The sequence below is a fragment of the Phyllobacterium sp. P5_D12 genome, assembly GCF_054049495.1.
In genome coordinates this window covers 1-17,259 of sequence record NZ_JBFUMG010000045.1, presented here as the reverse complement: position 1 = coordinate 17,259, position 17,259 = coordinate 1, and the positions used below count along the sequence as shown (strand labels likewise).

Below are 17,259 nucleotides of genomic sequence, written 5' to 3'. Positions count from 1 at the left end.
GATGCCGCTCTATCCTGGCACCGGAGCCAAGGATGAAACTGGTGTTGGTAATATCATCAATGCGCCTCTCAGCCCGCAGACTGGCAGCGACCATTTCAGAGAAGCATTCAACACGCGTATTCTCCCCGCTATCGATGAGTTTCGGCCGGAGCTGATTATCGTTTCTGCCGGTTTCGACGCCCATCACCGCGACCCGCTGGCGGAAATAAATCTGAACGAGGATGATTTTGACTGGGCGACGGGTGCCCTGATGGAAAGAGCTGGGAGCTATGCGTCAAACCGCCTTGTCAGCCTTCTGGAAGGCGGCTACGACCTCAAGGGTATGTCGCTCTCGGCGGGCGCACATATAAGACGGTTGATGGGAGGATGAAGCATGGCCGATGTAGAAAACAATTCCGATATCGCTGCCATGAGCTTCGAGCAGGCGCTCGATCAGCTGGAAAAAATAGTCGACGATCTGGAACGAGGTGATGTGCCACTTGAACAGTCAATCCGGATCTATGAGCGGGGCGAAGCTCTCAAGAAGCATTGCGATACTCTCTTGAGCGCCGCTGAAGACAAGGTGCAGAAAATCCGCCTTGGCCGTAACGGTGAACCCGTCGGCACAGAGCCGCTCGATCCGGAGTGAAGCACAGCAATGCTGTTCAGCACCGCGATGAACCGCTATGCTAGGGCACCGACACTTCCGGAGTAGCGCGCATGAGTTTTTCCCCCTGCCCAGATCCCAAGATAGGTGACTTAGTAGCAATCGATGCAATCGAGACGCTAATTATCCCGCGCACCAGCGATATTGGCGGGCTCGAAGTTCGGCGTGCCCTGCCGAGCGCCAAGCGCCGCCTTGTCGGTCCCTTTATTTTCTTCGACCGGATGGGCCCGGCGATCCTTCGCCCGACGGATGCGCTTGATGTGCGGCCGCATCCGCATATCGGCCTTTCGACTGTGACCTATCTTTTCGACGGGAACATACGCCACCGCGACAGCCTCGGCACGGAGATGGTCATCAAACCTGGCGACGTCAATCTCATGACGGCGGGCCGCGGAATCGTTCACTCAGAACGTTCACCGGAGGAGTTGCGGACCGAGCCGTTGCCGATTTCGGGGCTGCAGACTTGGCTGGCGCTGCCAGATCATCTGGAGGAAATCAACCCAGCCTTTGCCAATACCGGCGTAGGTGAATTGCCGGTCCTGCGCGAAGCAGGGATGGAGGCGCGTATCGTCATGGGCAAGTTCCATGGGGTTGGCTCGCCAGTCAAACAGCATGCGGAAACGCTTTACGTGGACGTTCGGCTCGATCCCGGAAGCCATATTCAGTTGCCTGCTAACATTGCCGAAGAGCGGGCAATCTATACGCTGGACGGCTCGGTAGAAGTTGCAGGAGAGAACTTCCCGGCAGACCGTCTGCTGGTGTTCCGCGCCGGTGACGAGATCATTGTCCGCGCACCGCAAGGCGCACACTTCATGCTGTTTGGAGGTGCTGCTCTTCCATCCAAGCGCTATATCTGGTGGAATTTCGTGTCTTCATCCCAAGAGCGGATCGAGCAGGCAAAAGAGGAATGGCGCACAGGCCGTTTTGATATAGTTCCTGGCGACGAGGAAGAATTCATACCGCTGCCTGAAAACCGACCCATGGAGCGGTAAACTCCGCTTCTTGCTGGTCGGCTGGTTTTCCTTTAGGGAACGGCAAGAATTGAGCTTGGAATTGGAACCTGCGCTTTGGCCAAGAATTTTGAAACACCACTGCTTGATCGCGTTAAAGTTCCTTTGGATTTGCGCCAACTGCCGGAATCCGATCTACCTCAACTGACGCAGGAACTGCGCACCGAACTGATTGATGCGGTTTCGACCACGGGCGGCCATCTCGGGGCCGGGCTTGGGGTCGTCGAACTGACGGTCGCACTCCATCATGTTTTCGATACGCCGCATGACCGGATCATTTGGGATGTCGGTCATCAGGCCTATCCGCACAAGATACTAACCGGCCGGCGCGACCGTATCCGCACCCTGCGGCAGGAGGGCGGGCTTTCCGGATTTACCAAGCGCGGCGAAAGCGAGTACGACCCCTTCGGCGCTGCCCATTCGTCCACGTCCATTTCCGCAGGTCTCGGCATGGCGGTTGCCAGCGATCTTTCCGGCACGAAGCGCAACGTGATCTCGGTGATAGGCGACGGAGCGATGTCGGCAGGCATGGCCTATGAGGCGATGAACAATGCTGGAGCTCTCGATGCGCGGCTGATCGTCATTCTCAATGACAATGACATGTCCATCGCACCGCCCACCGGGGCGATGAGCGCCTATCTTGCCCGTCTCGTTTCGGGGCGCGCTTACCGTTCATTTCGTGAAACCGCCAAGCAGCTTGCCAAGAAACTGCCGAAATTCCTGCAGGAAAAGGCGCGCCTTTCGGAAGAGTATGCCCGTGGGTTCTGGACCGGCGGAACCATGTTCGAAGAGCTGGGCTTCTACTATGTCGGACCGATCGATGGCCACAATCTCGACCATCTGCTACCCGTACTGAAGAATGTCCGCGATACGATGGACGGCCCGGTTCTGATCCATGTCGTTACCCAAAAGGGCAAGGGTTACGCCCCGGCGGAAGCAGCTGCGGACAAATATCACGGTGTTAACAAATTCGACGTCATTACCGGAGCGCAGGCGAAGCCGCCGGCCAACGCGCCGAGTTATACGAAGGTTTTTGCCACGAGCCTGATCGAGGAAGCGCGTCACGACGACAGAATCGTTGCCATAACGGCAGCGATGCCGGGCGGAACCGGTCTCGACCTTTTTGGGGAAGTTTTTCCCGATCGTATCTTCGATGTTGGTATTGCGGAACAGCATGCCGTGACTTTCGCAGCTGGTCTGGCAAGCGAAGGGTTAAAGCCGTTTGCCGCGATCTATTCGACGTTTCTGCAACGTGGTTATGACCAAGTGGTGCATGATGTGTCGCTGCAGAACTTGCCGGTACGCTTTCCCGTAGATCGGGCGGGGCTGGTCGGTGCAGACGGCGCGACCCATGCCGGCTCATTTGATACGGGTTTCCTGGCTGCGTTGCCGGGCTTCGTCGTCATGGCCGCATCTGATGAGGCCGAGCTGCGCCATATGGTGCGAACGGCGGCCGAGTATGACGAAGGGCCGATCTCGTTTCGCTATCCTCGCGGTGACGGCGTCGGTGTCGATTTGCCCGAGCGGGGACAGGTTCTACAGATCGGCAAAGGCCGGCTTGTCCGTGAAGGGTCGAAGATCGCGTTGCTCTCGTTTGGTACCCGCCTGCAAGAATGTTTGGCCGCCGCAGATGAGTTGGACGCGGCGGGACTTTCTACAACCGTTGCCGACGCACGGTTTGCCAAACCGTTGGACGAGGATTTGATTCGTCGTCTGGCGCGCGAGCACGAGGTCTTCGTTACGGTGGAGGAGGGGGCCATCGGAGGCTTTGCCTCACACGTTCTGCATTTCTTGAGCCGCGACGGGTTGTTGGATAACGGCCTTCGTGTCCGCACGTTGACATTGCCTGACCTCTATCTCGACCACGCCAAACCCGAAGCAATGTATGCCCGTTCAGGGCTCGACAGTGCGGGCATCGTGCGAACTGTCTTTGGCGCACTTGGCCGCGAGCACATTATTTCGCCAGCTCGCGCGTAACGTTGATGCGGCTCGATCAGCTTCTGGTTGATAAGGGGCTTTTTGCAAGCAGGTCACGGGCACGCGACGCTATCATACGCGGCACGGTGCAAGTCAACGGTTTTGTCATCACCAAGCCGGGCACCACGGTTTCCATCGACGCAGCAGTCCTTGCCGATGATCCCGCCAGTAGCTATGTCTCGCGCGCAGCGTTGAAGCTTGTTGCCGGTCTTGATCATTTTGCCATCGACGTGAAAGGTTGCACTGCTCTCGACATTGGTGCATCGACGGGTGGATTCACGCAGGTCCTGCTGGAAAGAGGCGCGGACCACGTCATTGCCGTCGACGTTGGCCATGGCCAGTTGCACGACAGTTTGCGCCGCAATACGCGCGTCAGCAACATCGAGACTTTGAATGCGCGGGATCTCTTGCGCGGGCATCTGAGCGGGAAATCTGTCGATCTCGTCGTCTCCGACGTCAGCTTCATTTCACTAAAACTTGCGCTGCCACCGGCCTTGCATCTGGCAGAGCCTGGCAGCCACTGCGTTCTTCTCGTCAAGCCGCAATTCGAGGCCGGACGCGAAGCGATCGGCAAAGGTGGCATTTTGCGCGATCCGAAGGATGGTGAACGCGTCGCAAATGATCTAAGGAACTGGTTGGATGGATTGCCGGGCTGGAAAGCCCTTGGATACTGCCCTTCGCCCATAGAAGGCGGCGATGGCAATCGCGAGTTTCTGCTGACCGGCCTGAAAGCCACGATTGAGAAGTAAAATCTTATGAGTATGCGCGTAACGATCGAACGGATGGGCGCCGGCGGCGACGGCATTGCCGCTACTTCGGCGGGAAGCGCCTATGTGCCGTTTTCGTTACCCGGCGAGGTTGCCAATGTGGCGCTGGAAAATGGCCGTGCCACGCTTGTGGCGCTACTGGAACCATCGCCCGAGCGCATTGTGCCCGCCTGCCGCCACTTTGAGGAGTGTGGAGGCTGCACCTTGCAGCATTGGCAGGACAGCGCGTATCGCGATTGGAAAAGATCACTCGTCCACGATACGCTTGCGGGCAGAGGGTTCGCGTTCACGCTCGATCCGCTTGTGCCGTGTGCCCCGCAGACCCGGCGCCGTGCCGTTTTTGCCGTCCGCACGAGTGAGAGGGGCGCCGTACTCGGTTTCAACAAGCATCTCAGTCACGAACTGGTAGATATCGTGGAATGTCCGGTAACAGTGCCGGAAATCGTTTCGCGTCTTGACGATCTGCGCGAACTGGTTGCCGTTCTTGGCGGCGGCATGAAACCCTTCAAGCTTACGGTCACGTCGACGGCTTCGGGCCTGGATATTGTGGCTTCAGGATGTGCCGCACCCGACGCAGCCAAACGTCAGGCGCTGACAGCGCTGGTCATCAAAAAGGATTTTGCCCGACTGAGCTTTGAAGGCGAAATCATCGTCGAGCCACGAAAACCTATTGTTCAGTTTGGTAAAGTTCCAGTTTTTCTACCTGCTGGCGGCTTTCTCCAAGCGACCTTGGAAGCCGAGGTAGCCATGTCTGCATTGTTGACAGGTCATCTGGCCAAGGCAAAGAAGACGATCGACCTTTTTAGCGGGTCGGGCACCTTCACATTCAGGATGGCAGAGAAATCAGCAGTCCATGCTGTCGAGGGCGAGCAGGCCGCCGTTGATGCGATGGATCGTAGCATCCGGCATGTTCAGGGTCTCAAGCCGGTCACGGTGGAGCGCCGTGATTTGTTCCGGCGACCTTTTCTGGCACGGGAACTGAAGCCGTATGCCGGTCTCGTCTTTGACCCGCCGCGCGCGGGCGCGGAAGCACAGGCAATCGAGATCGCAAAATCCACCGTGTCGAAAGTTGCGGCTGTCTCGTGCAACCCCGTCACCCTCGGCCGCGACCTGAGCATCCTCATCAAGGGTGGCTATAAAATCGACCGCGTCGTGCCAATCGATCAGTTTCTCTGGTCTTCGCACGTCGAAGTGGTGGCTTTGCTCAGCAAAAAATAGCGACCTATAGTTAGACCGCCGTTCCGCCTACGGTCATCTGATCCATACGCAGATGTGGTTGGCCGACACCCACTGGCACCCATTGACCGCCCTTGCCGCAATTGCCGATACCCGTATCGAGCTGCAGGTCATTGCCGATCATTGAAATGCGTTGCATCGCGTCGGGTCCATTGCCGATYAGCATGGCGCCTTTGACGGGCGCGCCGATCTTGCCGTTCTCGATCATGTATGCCTCCGTACAGCCGAACACGAATTTGCCGGAGGTGATGTCCACTTGGCCGCCACCGAACGAAACGGCATAAATGCCGTTCTTGACCGAGGCGATGATTTCTTCCGGCGTCTTGTCGCCGCCGAGCATATATGTGTTCGTCATGCGCGGCATCGGTGCATGAGCGTAGGATTCGCGCCGTCCGTTGCCGGTTGGCTCCATTCCCATCAGGCGCGCGTTTTGCCGATCCTGCATGTAGCCGACCAGAATGCCGTCATCGATCAAGACAGTCTTGTTGGTCGGCATGCCCTCGTCGTCGACGGTCAATGAGCCCCGCCGTTCGGAGATGGTGCCGTCATCAACGACGGTTACGCCCTTCGATGCTACCTTCTGGCCGAGCAAACCGGCAAAGGCAGACGTTTTCTTCCGGTTGAAATCACCTTCAAGACCGTGACCTACCGCTTCGTGAAGCATCACGCCGGGCCAGCCGCTGGAAAGGACGATGTCGAATGTGCCAGCGGGGGCGGGGATTGCCTCCAGATTTACCAGAGCCTGTCGTAGTGCTTCATCGGCAGCATATTGCCATTTATCTGCGACGATGAATTCGCCGAAGCCCTTGCGTCCGCCTGCACCATATGTGCCGCTTTCCTGCCGGTCGCCATCTCCGACAACAACGGACACGTTAAGCCGAACCATGGGGCGAACGTCGCGTACAAAATGTCCATCGGCACGCAGAATTTCTACCTGCTGCCATGAAGCCGCAAGCGAGACCGAAACCTGCCGCACCTTCGGATCTTTCGCCCTGAGATAGGCGTCAATCTCCTGGAGCAGTTTCACCTTCGCCTCGAAACTCGGAGAGCCAAGCGGATTTTCATCGCTGTAGAGGCTCCGGTTCGTTCCGGGCGGCGCTGCGGTATACGTTCCGGCGTAACCAGTCCTTACCGCCGAAGCTGCATCCGAGGCACGCTTCAATGCGCCAAGCGAGAACTCGCCAGCGTGCGCATAACCGACCGAACCACCGGCCACGGCGCGCAGGCCAAAACCTTGATCCTGATTGAACGAACCGTTTTTCAATCGGCCATTGTCAAAGGCAAGACCTTCTGATTCTCTGTATTCGATGAAGAGTTCGCCATCATCCGCCCCGTCGAGACTCTGCTTTACGGTTTCAAGGATTTTGTCGCGCGGCGCATCAAAACTGTCGATGAGACTTTTCATGAGAATGGGTCCGGTTCAAATGGTGTGAACGGGATGTAGGCCTTCACAGTCCTTTCGACAACCGCAAACTCCCTCGAAACTTATGGAAGTGCGTCAAAACCCTCGCCAAACCCATTAAGTTCGACCGGAATGCCGATACCTTCTTCCGGTGTCTGGAAGACGATGAATGTTGCCGCCTTGCCGGTCTTTAGCGTCTGGACAAGCTGATCTTCCAGAATGACCTCGGCATAGCAACCATCCTCGAAGCAACGAACGAAGTAAGCGCGGCCGATATCTTTACCATCCACATTGAGGCCAAGGCCGTTGGGCAGGAGTACACCAAGGGGCGCAAGGACGCGCAAAATCTTCGCTTTGTTGTCCGCAGTTTTCAGAACGACGACGGAGAGGCCCATTTCCGGACGATCCGCCGCGACGACGTTCTGGATCAGCGCGCATTGCTCCGATTTGGCACCCGCCGGCGTATCGCAGAGGATCGACCATGCGCCATGGGTGGACTTGACTGTGCCGCTTTGCTGCGCTGCCATTGCGGTGCCCGCAACGACAGTCATTGACAGGGCAAGCAGACCAGCAGCGATGCTACGTAGCGCGAAAGACAACATGTAGGCTCCAAAACGAATCATCCAGACGTTAAACCGCTCCGCCCCGGATGAAAAGAATACCGCTCAAACGCTCCCCAGCATAGCGCGGCCTATAAGACGTGGTGTAGCCGAAAAATGGCCGGATTGTGAGCCTAATGGCCCTGTGTGCTGCAAAACAGCTGCAAGAACGAAAAAACTGCTGCTTCGAGCGGTCTGGGGCTTGCTGCTGGAAAGCCGCGCGCAAAAATGCCGCATGAGATCACGTTCGCCTTCCTTGCGATGTAAGCTAATGTGTGGTTTGAACGCGCCATACATCGGGCCATCACGCTGCCCAGTCTTATTCTATGGAATCAATGCTTCATTCGGGAGATTTCTAGGTGAAGAAGAATATTGTCACGCTGATGGGTATCCTGAGTGGCCTGCTCGGTGCCGGCACTGCTTATGCAGCCCAGCCGGAGCCTTGGCAAATGACTTTCCAACCAGCCGCTTCTGCCATTATGGAGCAGATCGAGTGGTTTGAACGCTATACATTGTGGTTCATCGTTCCCATTACGCTTTTCGTGATGGCACTGCTGGCCTGGGTGATGTATCGCTATCGTGCCAGCGCCAATCCGGTTCCGTCAAAGACCAGCCACAATACGGCAGTTGAGATCGTCTGGACCGTAGGCCCTGTCGTCATTCTTCTCTTCCTGGCAATTCCTTCCTTCCAGTTGCTGACGGCGCAATATTCGCCCGAAGAGCCGAAGCTAACGATCAAGGCCACCGGCTACCAATGGTATTGGGGTTACGAGTATCAGGCAGGCGAAGCCCCTGTTTCGTTTGACTCTGTGATGCTGAAAGAGACTGACCGCGCCGCTGCCGGGAAGGAAGACAAGCAGGCCTACCCGCGCCTGCTGGCGGTCGACAATGAAATGGTCGTCCCTGTCAATACGACCGTGCGTTTGCTTGTCACCGGTGCCGATGTCATCCACTCGTTCTCCATGCCTGCCTTTGGTGTGAAGATGGATGCAGTTGCGGGCCGCAGCAACGAGACATGGTTCAAGGCCAACAAGGAAGGCATGTATTACGGTCAGTGCTCGCAGATTTGCGGCAAGGATCATGCCTTCATGCCGATTGCGATCCATGTCGTTTCACAGGATCAGTACAATGCGTGGTTTACTGCCGCCGGGAAAGACCTTCCGGGTGCCTACAAGACGCTGACCGCAGCAATTGACGCAGACAAGAATGTAAGCGTGGCTGGCAACTAAGCCGGTTTTACGCAATTTATTGAGGAACGGGAGCACTTTGATGGCAGGTTCTGCAGCTCACGAAGCACACGACGCTCACAAGCCGACAGGCTGGACGCGTTGGGTTTATTCGACCAATCACAAGGACATCGGTACGCTGTATCTGATCTTCGCGATCATAGCTGGCCTTATCGGTGGTTCGCTTTCGATCGCCATGCGCGCCGAGTTGCAACAGCCAGGCATCCAGATTTTCCACGGTCTGGCCTCCATGGTTTACGGCTTTGAAGGCGACGCGGCTATCGATGCCGGCAAGCAGATGTACAACGTGTTTTCGACCGCACACGGTCTGATCATGATCTTCTTCATGGTCATGCCTGCGCTCATCGGCGGTTTCGCCAACTGGATGGTTCCGATTATGATCGGTGCCCCGGACATGGCCTTCCCGCGCATGAACAATATTTCGTTCTGGCTGCTCCCGCCCGCACTCCTGTTGTTGATACTGTCGATGTTCGTTCCGGGTCCTGCCGGTGGCTTCGGTACGGGCGGTGGCTGGACAATCTATCCGCCATACTCGACATCAGGTCAGCCTGGCCCGGCGATGGATTTTGCCATTCTCGCGCTTCACATTGCTGGCGCGTCATCGATCCTTGGTGCCATCAATTTCATTACCACGATCTTCAATATGCGCGCTCCCGGCATGACATTGCACAAGATGCCGCTGTTTGCCTGGTCGGTTTTGATCACTGCATTCCTGCTATTGCTGGCGCTCCCGGTTTTGGCGGGTGGTATCACGATGCTTTTGACCGACCGGAATTTCGGCACGGCGTTCTTCGCACCTGAAGGTGGTGGTGATCCTATCCTGTTCCAGCATCTGTTCTGGTTCTTCGGTCACCCTGAAGTTTACATCATGATTCTGCCGGCCTTCGGCATCATCAGTCACATCGTCTCGACATTCTCGCGTAAACCAATCTTCGGTTATCTCGGAATGGCCTACGCCATGGTTGCCATCGGCGTCGTCGGGTTTATCGTTTGGGCCCACCACATGTACACAGTGGGCCTGTCACTCGACACGCAGCGCTACTTCGTCTTCGCCACGATGGTCATCGCGGTTCCAACCGGCGTCAAGATCTTCTCCTGGATCGCCACGATGTGGGGTGGGTCCATCGAGTTCAAGCCGCCAATGGTCTGGGCGATCGGCTTTATCTTCCTGTTCACCGTTGGCGGTGTGACCGGCGTTCAATTGGCTAATGCCGGTCTCGACCGTTCGCTGCATGACACCTACTACGTGATCGCGCATTTCCACTACGTGCTGTCGTTGGGCGCAGTGTTCGGCATCTTCGCCGGCTGGTACTACTGGTTCCCGAAAATGACCGGCTACATGTACAACCATAAAATTGCCCACACGCATTTCTGGGTGATGTTCATTGGTGTCAATCTGGTTTTCTTCCCGCAGCATTTCCTTGGTCTCGCCGGCATGCCGCGCCGCTATATCGATTACCCGGATGCTTTTGCAGGGTGGAACGAAGTATCGTCGATCGGTTCGTACATCTCTGGCGTTGGCGTTCTGATCTTCCTCTTCGGCGTATTCGAGGCGTTCGCCAAGAAGCGTGAGGCTGGAGCCAATCCTTGGGGTGCGGGCGCAACGACACTGGAATGGCAGCTTTCATCGCCGCCGCCATTCCATCAGTGGGAACAGCTCCCGCGCATCAAGTAAACACGTCAATGCCGGGACTGCCAAAGGTCCCGGCATTGAATAAAACTAAGACGGATCAAATGGCACTGATTGAGAAAAACGCAAATCTTGATGCGAGTATTGGCCTCTCGGAAGCCAATGCATCGGATTATATTGCGCTGCTCAAGCCACGCGTTATGTCCTTGGTTGTCTTTACTGGCTTCGTTGGAATGATGGCTGCTCCTGGCCAGATAAATCCTGTCTTGGCCGCAATCGCCATCCTTTGTATTGCAGTCGGGGCAGGCGCCTCGGGTGCACTCAATATGTGGTACGATGCCGACATCGACGCCATTATGAAGCGCACCTCCAAGCGGCCGATCCCTGCGGGACGTATCTCACGCGGAGAGGTGTTGACATTTGGCCTCCTGCTGTCGGCCTTTTCGGTCGTAACGCTTGGTCTTTTCGTAAATCTCTTGTCCGCATTTCTGTTGGCATTCACGATCTTCTTTTATGCTGTCATTTATACGATGTGGCTGAAGCGTTCGACGCCGCAGAACATCGTCATCGGAGGAGCAGCGGGTGCCTTTCCGCCCATGATCGGCTGGGCGGCGGTCACGAATTCCGTGAGCATGGAAAGTATCGTCCTTTTTCTCATCATCTTCCTGTGGACGCCGCCGCATTTCTGGGCCTTGTCGCTCTTCATGTCCGATGACTATGAGAGGGCGAAGATTCCGATGATGCCTAATGTTGCAGGGCCTGCATCGACGAAGTTTCAGATTTTTCTCTATACTTTGCTGGTAGCACCAGTTGGTGTCCTCCCTTGGATCATGGGATTCGCGGGGCCAGGTTATGGCCTGTTTGCCATAGCGATGGGCGGTGCCTTTCTTGCTTCGGCCTTCACGGTATGGCGTGCTCCAGTTGGCGATGCGATGTTGAAGCCTGCCAAGAAGATGTTCGCTTTCTCCATTTTCTATCTTTTCAGTTTGTATGCGGTGCTCCTCGGCRAGATTCTGGTGCGCAAGGCATTTCTGGTGGCTGGTGTTTAATATGAGCAACGACATGGTAACTCTCACGGACAAGCAGAAGCGGGCACAGCGTAGCCGTTCCCTGGCGCTTGCGCTGGCGTTGGCCGCGTTTGTCGTCGTTGTCTATGTCGGGACGTGGGCCAAAATCGGAGCCAATCACTCTTCGCAAACGGCGCCCGTAACGAGGCCCGCACAATGAGCGATGCACCGAAGCGCAAGGTTTCCGACCGGACGATCGCAATTTCTTGCCTCGCCTTCTTCTTCGGCATGGTAGGTATGGCGTTTGCTGCCGTCCCGCTCTACGCCATGTTCTGCCAGGTCACCGGATATGGTGGCACGACCCAGCGCGTCGAACAGATGTCCGATACAATTCTTGACAAAAAAATCACTGTGCGTTTCGACGCCAATACATCTGGTGGTTTGCCGTGGCAGTTCGAGCCTGTACAGCGCGAAGTCACGATGAACATCGGCGAAACCAAGCTGATCAAATATGAGGCGAAGAACATCGTCGACAAGCCGACCGCGGGGCGCGCGTCATTCAACGTGACGCCGCAGGCTGCAGGTGCTTACTTCAACAAGGTCGAGTGCTTCTGCTTCACGGATACGGTCCTGAAGCCAGGTGAAGATCTGGAAATGCCGGTCGTCTTTTTTGTCGATCCGGACATCGTCAATGCGCCTGAGCTGAAGGGCGTCAACACAATCACTCTATCCTACACATTCTTCCCGATCCCTATGCCAGCACCCGTTGCTGCCAATACCGAGGTCAAGAAGAATGGTACATCGGGACAACTCTAAACTGCGCCGGCTTAGCCCGGTGTCAAAACCAATGAACAGACCTTGYGAGGGTTAGAATGGCCGAGACGCACCAAAAGAACCACGATTACCACATCATCGATCCTAGCCCATGGCCATTTCTTGGCTCGGTTGGCGCTTTTGTTCTTGCAATCGGCGGCATCGCTTTCATGCGTTATCATGCCGGCGGCGAGCTTGTCCTTTTCCGCGCTAATCTCACAAGCCCCTGGATCCTGCTTATAGGCGTAATGATCGTTCTTTATACGATGTACGGCTGGTGGTCCGACACAATCAAGGAGAGCAAGGAAGGTCATCACACGCGCGTGGTCTCGTTGCATCTGCGCTACGGCATGATCATGTTCATCGCGTCAGAAGTGATGTTCTTCGTTGCCTGGTTCTGGGCGTTCTTCGATGCCAGTCTTTTCCCCGGGGAAGCAGCGCAAGTAGCGCGGACAGCATTCACCGGCGGTGTATGGCCCCCGAAGGGTATTGAAGTTCTCGACCCGTTGCACCTGCCGCTTTACAATACCGTCATCCTGCTTTTGTCCGGCACGACGGTCACATGGGCGCACCATGCTCTGATCCACAATGATCGCAAGGGCCTGATCAGGGGCCTGACGCTCACTGTCCTGCTCGGTCTGCTCTTTTCCTCGGTGCAGGCATACGAATACATTCACGCTCCATTTGCGTTCAAGGATTCGATCTACGGTGCAACATTCTTCATGGCGACTGGTTTCCACGGTTTCCACGTCATCATTGGAACCATCTTCCTCGCCGTATGTTTGCTTCGCTCGCTCCGCGGTGACTTTACGCCGACCAAACATTTCGGTTTCGAGGCTGCGGCCTGGTATTGGCACTTCGTTGACGTGGTCTGGCTGTTCCTGTTCTTCTCGATCTATGTATGGGCATCCTGGGGTGCTCCGATAGCCGTGGAATAGGCGAACTCGTCTAAAGTTTGCGGGCGGTCGTGGAAACACGGCCGCTCTCACTTTTTCAGCACATTCCTGCGCAACCATCCGATATACTCACTGCAAAGCCCCTCCGGCCTTGAGGCACATGACCATGAATCAAGACACGGCGCTTTACCCACCAGTTGACCCCGTAACTGCCGGTGTAAAAGCACGCTGTCCTCGATGCGGGCAGGGGAAGCTGTTCGATGGCTTCCTTGCACCAGCGAAGAGCTGTTCCAGCTGTGGGCTGGATTATTCATTCATCGACACGGGCGAGGGCCCGGCAGTTCTGGTGATGCTCTTGATCGGCTTCATTGTCGTCGGCCTTGCCCTCTGGATGGAGGTGACGCTCGATCCGCCATTATGGTTGCATTTTATCCTGTGGATACCCCTGGCCCTCGTGCTCTGCCTTACGGCGCTGCGCTGGATGAAGGGCATTCTGATAGCCTTGCAGTACAAGCATAAGGCCGCAGAGGGTCGGCTTGATACGTTGGATAGCCATGACTGAGCGCGTGACACCTTTACCAAGCAACCGCTTCCCGTGGATAAAAGTTGTCCTGGGTGCAATCGTTTTCGCAGTCTTGATCGCCCTCGGGACATGGCAGGTCGAACGCCTTTATTGGAAGGAAGGCCTGCTGGCGGAGATAGATGCTCGAACGCATGCGAAGCCCGCATCGCTTGCCGAAATAGAGAGAGTCTGGGCGGCCGAAAGGGACGTCGACTACCGGACTGTGACCGTGACAGGCCGGCTGCTGAATGATCGCGAGCGTCACTATTTCGCGACCTATGACGGCACTTCCGGGTTCTACGTCTATACGCCGCTTCTGCTTGATGATGGTCGAGCGGTCTTTGTCAATCGTGGCTTTGTTCCCTATGACAAGAAGAATTCCGTGACACGGCCCCAAGGCGAAGTTGAGGGACAGGTGGTTGTAACGGGGCTTGCGYGCAATCCGCTTTATGACAAGCCTTCGTCGATCGTGCCGAACAACGACCTCGTGACCAATATCTACTATTGGAAAGACCTGCCAACGATGGCGGGACAGTCGGGCATTGCAGATGACAAGCTGGTTCCTTTTTTCATCGATGCCGACAAGACACCTAATCCCGGGGGCCTGCCGGTTGGCGGCGTAACGATCATCGATCTGCCTAACAGCCACCTGCAATACGCGGTAACCTGGTATGGCCTCGCCGCGACACTGCTTGCGGTCGCGGGAATTTCGCTTTGGCAGCGATACCATCCCAAGGATCCAAACGAGCCTGATCCCAGCCAATCTGAAGCTTCGGACTTGACTTCGCGTTGATTGCCGCCCAATTCCAACAGCACTGTAACGCTTCCATGAGACACGACACGATGGCTGACAAGAAACCACTGACAATCCGCCTGTGCGGACCGCGCGGTTTTTGCGCCGGTGTGGATCGAGCCATCCAGATCGTCGTTTTGGCGTTGAAGAAATATGGCGCACCTGTCTACGTCCGCCATGAGATCGTACATAACCGCTACGTCGTCGAAGGCTTGCAGGCTCGCGGAGCGGTTTTTGTCGAAGAGCTCGACGAAATTCCTCCGGAGCATCGCAATCAGCCTGTGGTCTTTTCCGCGCACGGGGTTCCGAAGTCGGTCCCCTCCGATGCGGAAAGCAAGAACCTTTTCTATCTGGATGCAACATGCCCGCTGGTGTCCAAGGTTCATAAGCAGGCGATGCGCCACCAGCGGCTCGGCCGCCATGTCATTCTCGTCGGTCACTCAGGCCATCCGGAAGTCATCGGTACGATGGGTCAATTGCCCGAAGGTGCGGTGACGCTGGTCGAAACCATCGCCGAAGCTGAGACCTATGTCCCCGAGGATCCCGATAACCTCGGCTTCGTGACGCAGACAACACTTTCCGTTGACGATACTGCCGGGATCATCGCGACCTTGCAGGGCCGCTTCCCCGCGCTGACGGCACCAGCTGCAGAATCGATCTGCTACGCCACTACGAACCGCCAGGACGCTGTGAAAGCCGCGGCTCCAGGCTGCGACCTTTTTCTCGTCGTGGGAGCTCCGAACTCTTCCAATTCAAAGCGACTGGTTGAGGTCGCCGAACGGTCGGGGGCGGTTCAATCTCGGCTGGTTCAACGAGCCGGCGACATCGACTGGAGCAGGGTCGGCAACATTTCGGTGGTCGGATTGTCCGCCGGCGCTTCAGCTCCGGAGATCATCGTTGACGAAATCATCCAGTCCTTTTCGGAGCGGTATATCGTGTCGATCGAACTCGCGGAAACAACCATCGAGACCGAAAATTTCCATGTGATGCGGGACCTGCGCGATGTGGAACTGACGAGCGCCGATATGGCATTCGTCAACGGCAGCCGGTAAGAGCTAGCATATGGCCGTCTATACCGACATCAATGAAATCGACTTGGCGCACTTCCTCAAGGACTACGATATCGGCGAGCTGCTTTCGTATAAGGGCATTGCCGAGGGCGTCGAAAACTCCAACTATCTGCTGCATACGAGCACCGGATCATACATTCTGACGCTGTACGAGAAACGTGTGAACAGCAACGATCTGCCGTTCTTTCTTGGTTTGATGCGCCATCTGGCGGGCAAGGGGATACGCTGTCCTTTGCCAGTGAACCAGAAGTCCGGATCAAGCATCGGCGAACTGGCTGGTCGGCCTGCTGCGATCGTAACCTTTCTCGAAGGCATGTGGATGCGCCGCCCGACCGTGCAGCATTGCTTTGCCTTGGGCGAGGCAATGGCGAGGATGCATGTCGCGGGGGAGGATTTCCCCATGCGCCGCCCCAATGCGCTCTCTGTAGAAGGCTGGCGGCCTCTATGGGATAATTCCAAGGCCGGTGCCGGTCGGGTTGAACCGGGCCTTGCCGAGGAGACCGAGGCCGATCTTGCCTTCTTCGAGTCAAACTGGCCGTCGCACTTGCCCTCGGGTGTCATCCATGCCGACCTTTTTCCAGACAACGTCTTCTTTTTGGGAAACAAGCTTTCGGGACTGATCGATTTCTATTTCGCCTGTACCGATCTGCTTGCCTACGATGTGGCCGTTTGCCTGAACGCCTGGTGCTTTGAAAAGGATCATTCTTTCAATTTAACCAAGGGCACAGCCTTGCTTCGAGGTTACAATTCTGTTCGCCCGCTCTCGGTGGATGAAGCGGTAAGCTTGCCTGTCCTGGCGCGGGGATCGGCGCTGCGTTTCATGCTCACAAGATTGTACGATTGGCTCAACACGCCGGAAGGTAGCCTCGTCGTCAAAAAAGATCCGATGGAATATATCCGCCGGATGCGCTTTCACCGCCAGATCAGGTCGGCAGAAGAATACGGGCTCATTCTGGAAGGGTCGAAAGTGTGAAGGAGATTCAGGCTTTTACCGATGGCGCTTGCTCCGGCAATCCGGGCCCGGGAGGCTGGGGTGCGGTTCTACGCTGGAACGGCAATGAAAAGGAACTTTCGGGTGGTGAGGCCGACACGACCAACAATCGTATGGAGCTGATGGCGGCAATCTCGGCCTTGAATGCCCTGAAGGAACCTTGCCAGGTCGACCTTTACACGGATTCTGTCTATGTTCGCGACGGTATTTCTGGCTGGATCGACGGCTGGAAGCGCAACGGCTGGAAGACTGCCGCCAAGAAGCCAGTGAAGAACGCCGAACTCTGGCAGGCGCTGGATGAGGCGCGTAAGCGCCACAAGGTGGTCTGGCATTGGGTCAAAGGACATGCGGGCCATCCGGAGAATGAGCGTGCCGACGAACTCGCGCGCGCTGGCATGGCTCCTTTTAAACAGAAGCGACTGCCGCAAGTGCGCGACGCGAATTCCTGATGATTGTTATGTCAAAGAACCGGGTGTGCTTGCCCCTTGCCACGCCCGCTTTCGCGTCTGGCTATTGTTTGCATGTTGGGAAGACGGGCGGTCGTCGAAGCGCGTCTTGGTAGATAAGTAGTGCGATCCGAAGACCGCCCGCTAACGTTGTCCCCCTGCCGGCC

18 protein-coding genes and 1 pseudogene are annotated in these 17,259 nt (G+C 56.5%); 17 read left to right on the top strand and 2 right to left on the bottom strand.

The window, feature by feature from the left end; all coding sequences use genetic code 11:
• The 6 genes and pseudogenes from ACXJ5O_RS05615 to ACXJ5O_RS05590 all read left to right on the top strand — a co-directional run.
• Positions 1-370: pseudogene (locus ACXJ5O_RS05615) on the top strand (histone deacetylase family protein); the annotation flags it as partial.
• Between the two features lie 3 nt (positions 371-373).
• Positions 374-628 carry an exodeoxyribonuclease VII small subunit gene (locus tag ACXJ5O_RS05610; RefSeq protein WP_112527307.1) on the top strand — a complete coding sequence of 85 codons (255 nt, stop codon included), beginning with the start codon at positions 374-376 and terminating at the stop codon, positions 626-628.
• Between the two features lie 71 nt (positions 629-699).
• Entirely contained in the window at positions 700-1,638 is a 939-nt protein-coding gene (locus ACXJ5O_RS05605) for a pirin family protein (protein ID WP_457299032.1), read from the top strand.
• A 75-nt stretch (positions 1,639-1,713) separates the two neighbouring features.
• Complete coding sequence (dxs, locus tag ACXJ5O_RS05600; RefSeq protein ID WP_457299031.1) at positions 1,714-3,633, top strand: 1-deoxy-D-xylulose-5-phosphate synthase; 1,920 nt, start codon at positions 1,714-1,716, stop codon at positions 3,631-3,633.
• Between the two features lie 5 nt (positions 3,634-3,638).
• Positions 3,639-4,382, top strand: a complete 744-nt coding sequence (locus ACXJ5O_RS05595; RefSeq protein ID WP_457299030.1) for a TlyA family RNA methyltransferase — start codon at positions 3,639-3,641, stop codon at positions 4,380-4,382.
• Between the two features lie 6 nt (positions 4,383-4,388).
• Positions 4,389-5,618 carry a class I SAM-dependent RNA methyltransferase gene (locus tag ACXJ5O_RS05590; protein ID WP_457299029.1) on the top strand — a complete coding sequence of 410 codons (1,230 nt, stop codon included), beginning with the start codon at positions 4,389-4,391 and terminating at the stop codon, positions 5,616-5,618.
• 10 nt (positions 5,619-5,628) lie between these two features.
• On the opposite strand, the gene tldD is transcribed toward ACXJ5O_RS05590, so the two are convergent.
• Both tldD and ACXJ5O_RS05580 read right to left on the bottom strand, forming a co-directional pair.
• Positions 5,629-7,041: a metalloprotease TldD gene (gene tldD, locus ACXJ5O_RS05585; protein WP_457299028.1), complete on the bottom strand. Its 1,413-nt coding sequence runs from the start codon at positions 7,039-7,041 to the stop codon at positions 5,629-5,631.
• 80 nt (positions 7,042-7,121) lie between these two features.
• Complete coding sequence (locus ACXJ5O_RS05580; RefSeq protein WP_245426596.1) at positions 7,122-7,589, bottom strand: invasion associated locus B family protein; 468 nt, start codon at positions 7,587-7,589, stop codon at positions 7,122-7,124.
• A 431-nt stretch (positions 7,590-8,020) separates the two neighbouring features.
• Between ACXJ5O_RS05580 and coxB the strand changes: the two genes are divergently transcribed.
• The 11 genes from coxB to rnhA all read left to right on the top strand — a co-directional run bounded on the left by coxB (position 8,021) and on the right by rnhA (position 17,095).
• Positions 8,021-8,866, top strand: coding sequence for a cytochrome c oxidase subunit II (gene coxB / locus ACXJ5O_RS05575; protein ID WP_457299033.1), 846 nt, complete (start codon positions 8,021-8,023; stop codon positions 8,864-8,866).
• A 40-nt stretch (positions 8,867-8,906) separates the two neighbouring features.
• The gene (ctaD, locus tag ACXJ5O_RS05570) at positions 8,907-10,559 is read left to right on the top strand and encodes a cytochrome c oxidase subunit I (protein ID WP_114432781.1); all 1,653 of its coding nucleotides are present in this window, start codon (positions 8,907-8,909) and stop codon (positions 10,557-10,559) included.
• A gap of 59 nt (positions 10,560-10,618) precedes the next feature.
• Positions 10,619-11,563, top strand: a complete 945-nt coding sequence (gene cyoE / locus ACXJ5O_RS05565) for a heme o synthase (protein ID WP_457299027.1) — start codon at positions 10,619-10,621, stop codon at positions 11,561-11,563.
• Position 11,564: 1 nt separating this feature from the next.
• A complete protein-coding gene (locus ACXJ5O_RS05560; RefSeq protein ID WP_210283366.1) occupies positions 11,565-11,741 on the top strand; it encodes a hypothetical protein in 177 nt (58 codons plus the stop codon).
• Positions 11,738-12,337 carry a cytochrome c oxidase assembly protein gene (locus tag ACXJ5O_RS05555; RefSeq protein ID WP_224505415.1) on the top strand — a complete coding sequence of 200 codons (600 nt, stop codon included), beginning with the start codon at positions 11,738-11,740 and terminating at the stop codon, positions 12,335-12,337. Before ACXJ5O_RS05560 ends, ACXJ5O_RS05555 begins: the two co-directional genes overlap by 4 nt.
• 56 nt (positions 12,338-12,393) lie before the next feature.
• Positions 12,394-13,272: a cytochrome c oxidase subunit 3 gene (locus ACXJ5O_RS05550; RefSeq protein ID WP_271893054.1), complete on the top strand. Its 879-nt coding sequence runs from the start codon at positions 12,394-12,396 to the stop codon at positions 13,270-13,272.
• 124 nt (positions 13,273-13,396) lie between these two features.
• Positions 13,397-13,792 carry a DUF983 domain-containing protein gene (locus ACXJ5O_RS05545; protein ID WP_457299026.1) on the top strand — a complete coding sequence of 132 codons (396 nt, stop codon included), beginning with the start codon at positions 13,397-13,399 and terminating at the stop codon, positions 13,790-13,792.
• On the top strand, positions 13,785-14,585 hold the full coding sequence (locus ACXJ5O_RS05540) for an SURF1 family protein (protein WP_457299025.1): 801 nt from the start codon (positions 13,785-13,787) through the stop codon (positions 14,583-14,585). The genes ACXJ5O_RS05545 and ACXJ5O_RS05540 overlap by 8 nt, the downstream gene beginning before the upstream one ends.
• A 50-nt stretch (positions 14,586-14,635) precedes the next feature.
• Positions 14,636-15,637: a 4-hydroxy-3-methylbut-2-enyl diphosphate reductase gene (gene ispH, locus ACXJ5O_RS05535; protein ID WP_457299024.1), complete on the top strand. Its 1,002-nt coding sequence runs from the start codon at positions 14,636-14,638 to the stop codon at positions 15,635-15,637.
• A gap of 10 nt (positions 15,638-15,647) precedes the next feature.
• Positions 15,648-16,628: a homoserine kinase gene (locus ACXJ5O_RS05530; protein WP_457299023.1), complete on the top strand. Its 981-nt coding sequence runs from the start codon at positions 15,648-15,650 to the stop codon at positions 16,626-16,628.
• Positions 16,625-17,095 (top strand): ribonuclease HI, encoded by a 471-nt coding sequence (gene rnhA, locus ACXJ5O_RS05525; protein WP_457299022.1) that lies wholly within the window; start codon positions 16,625-16,627, stop codon positions 17,093-17,095. Before ACXJ5O_RS05530 ends, rnhA begins: the two co-directional genes overlap by 4 nt.
• Positions 17,096-17,259: the final 164 nt, after the last annotated feature.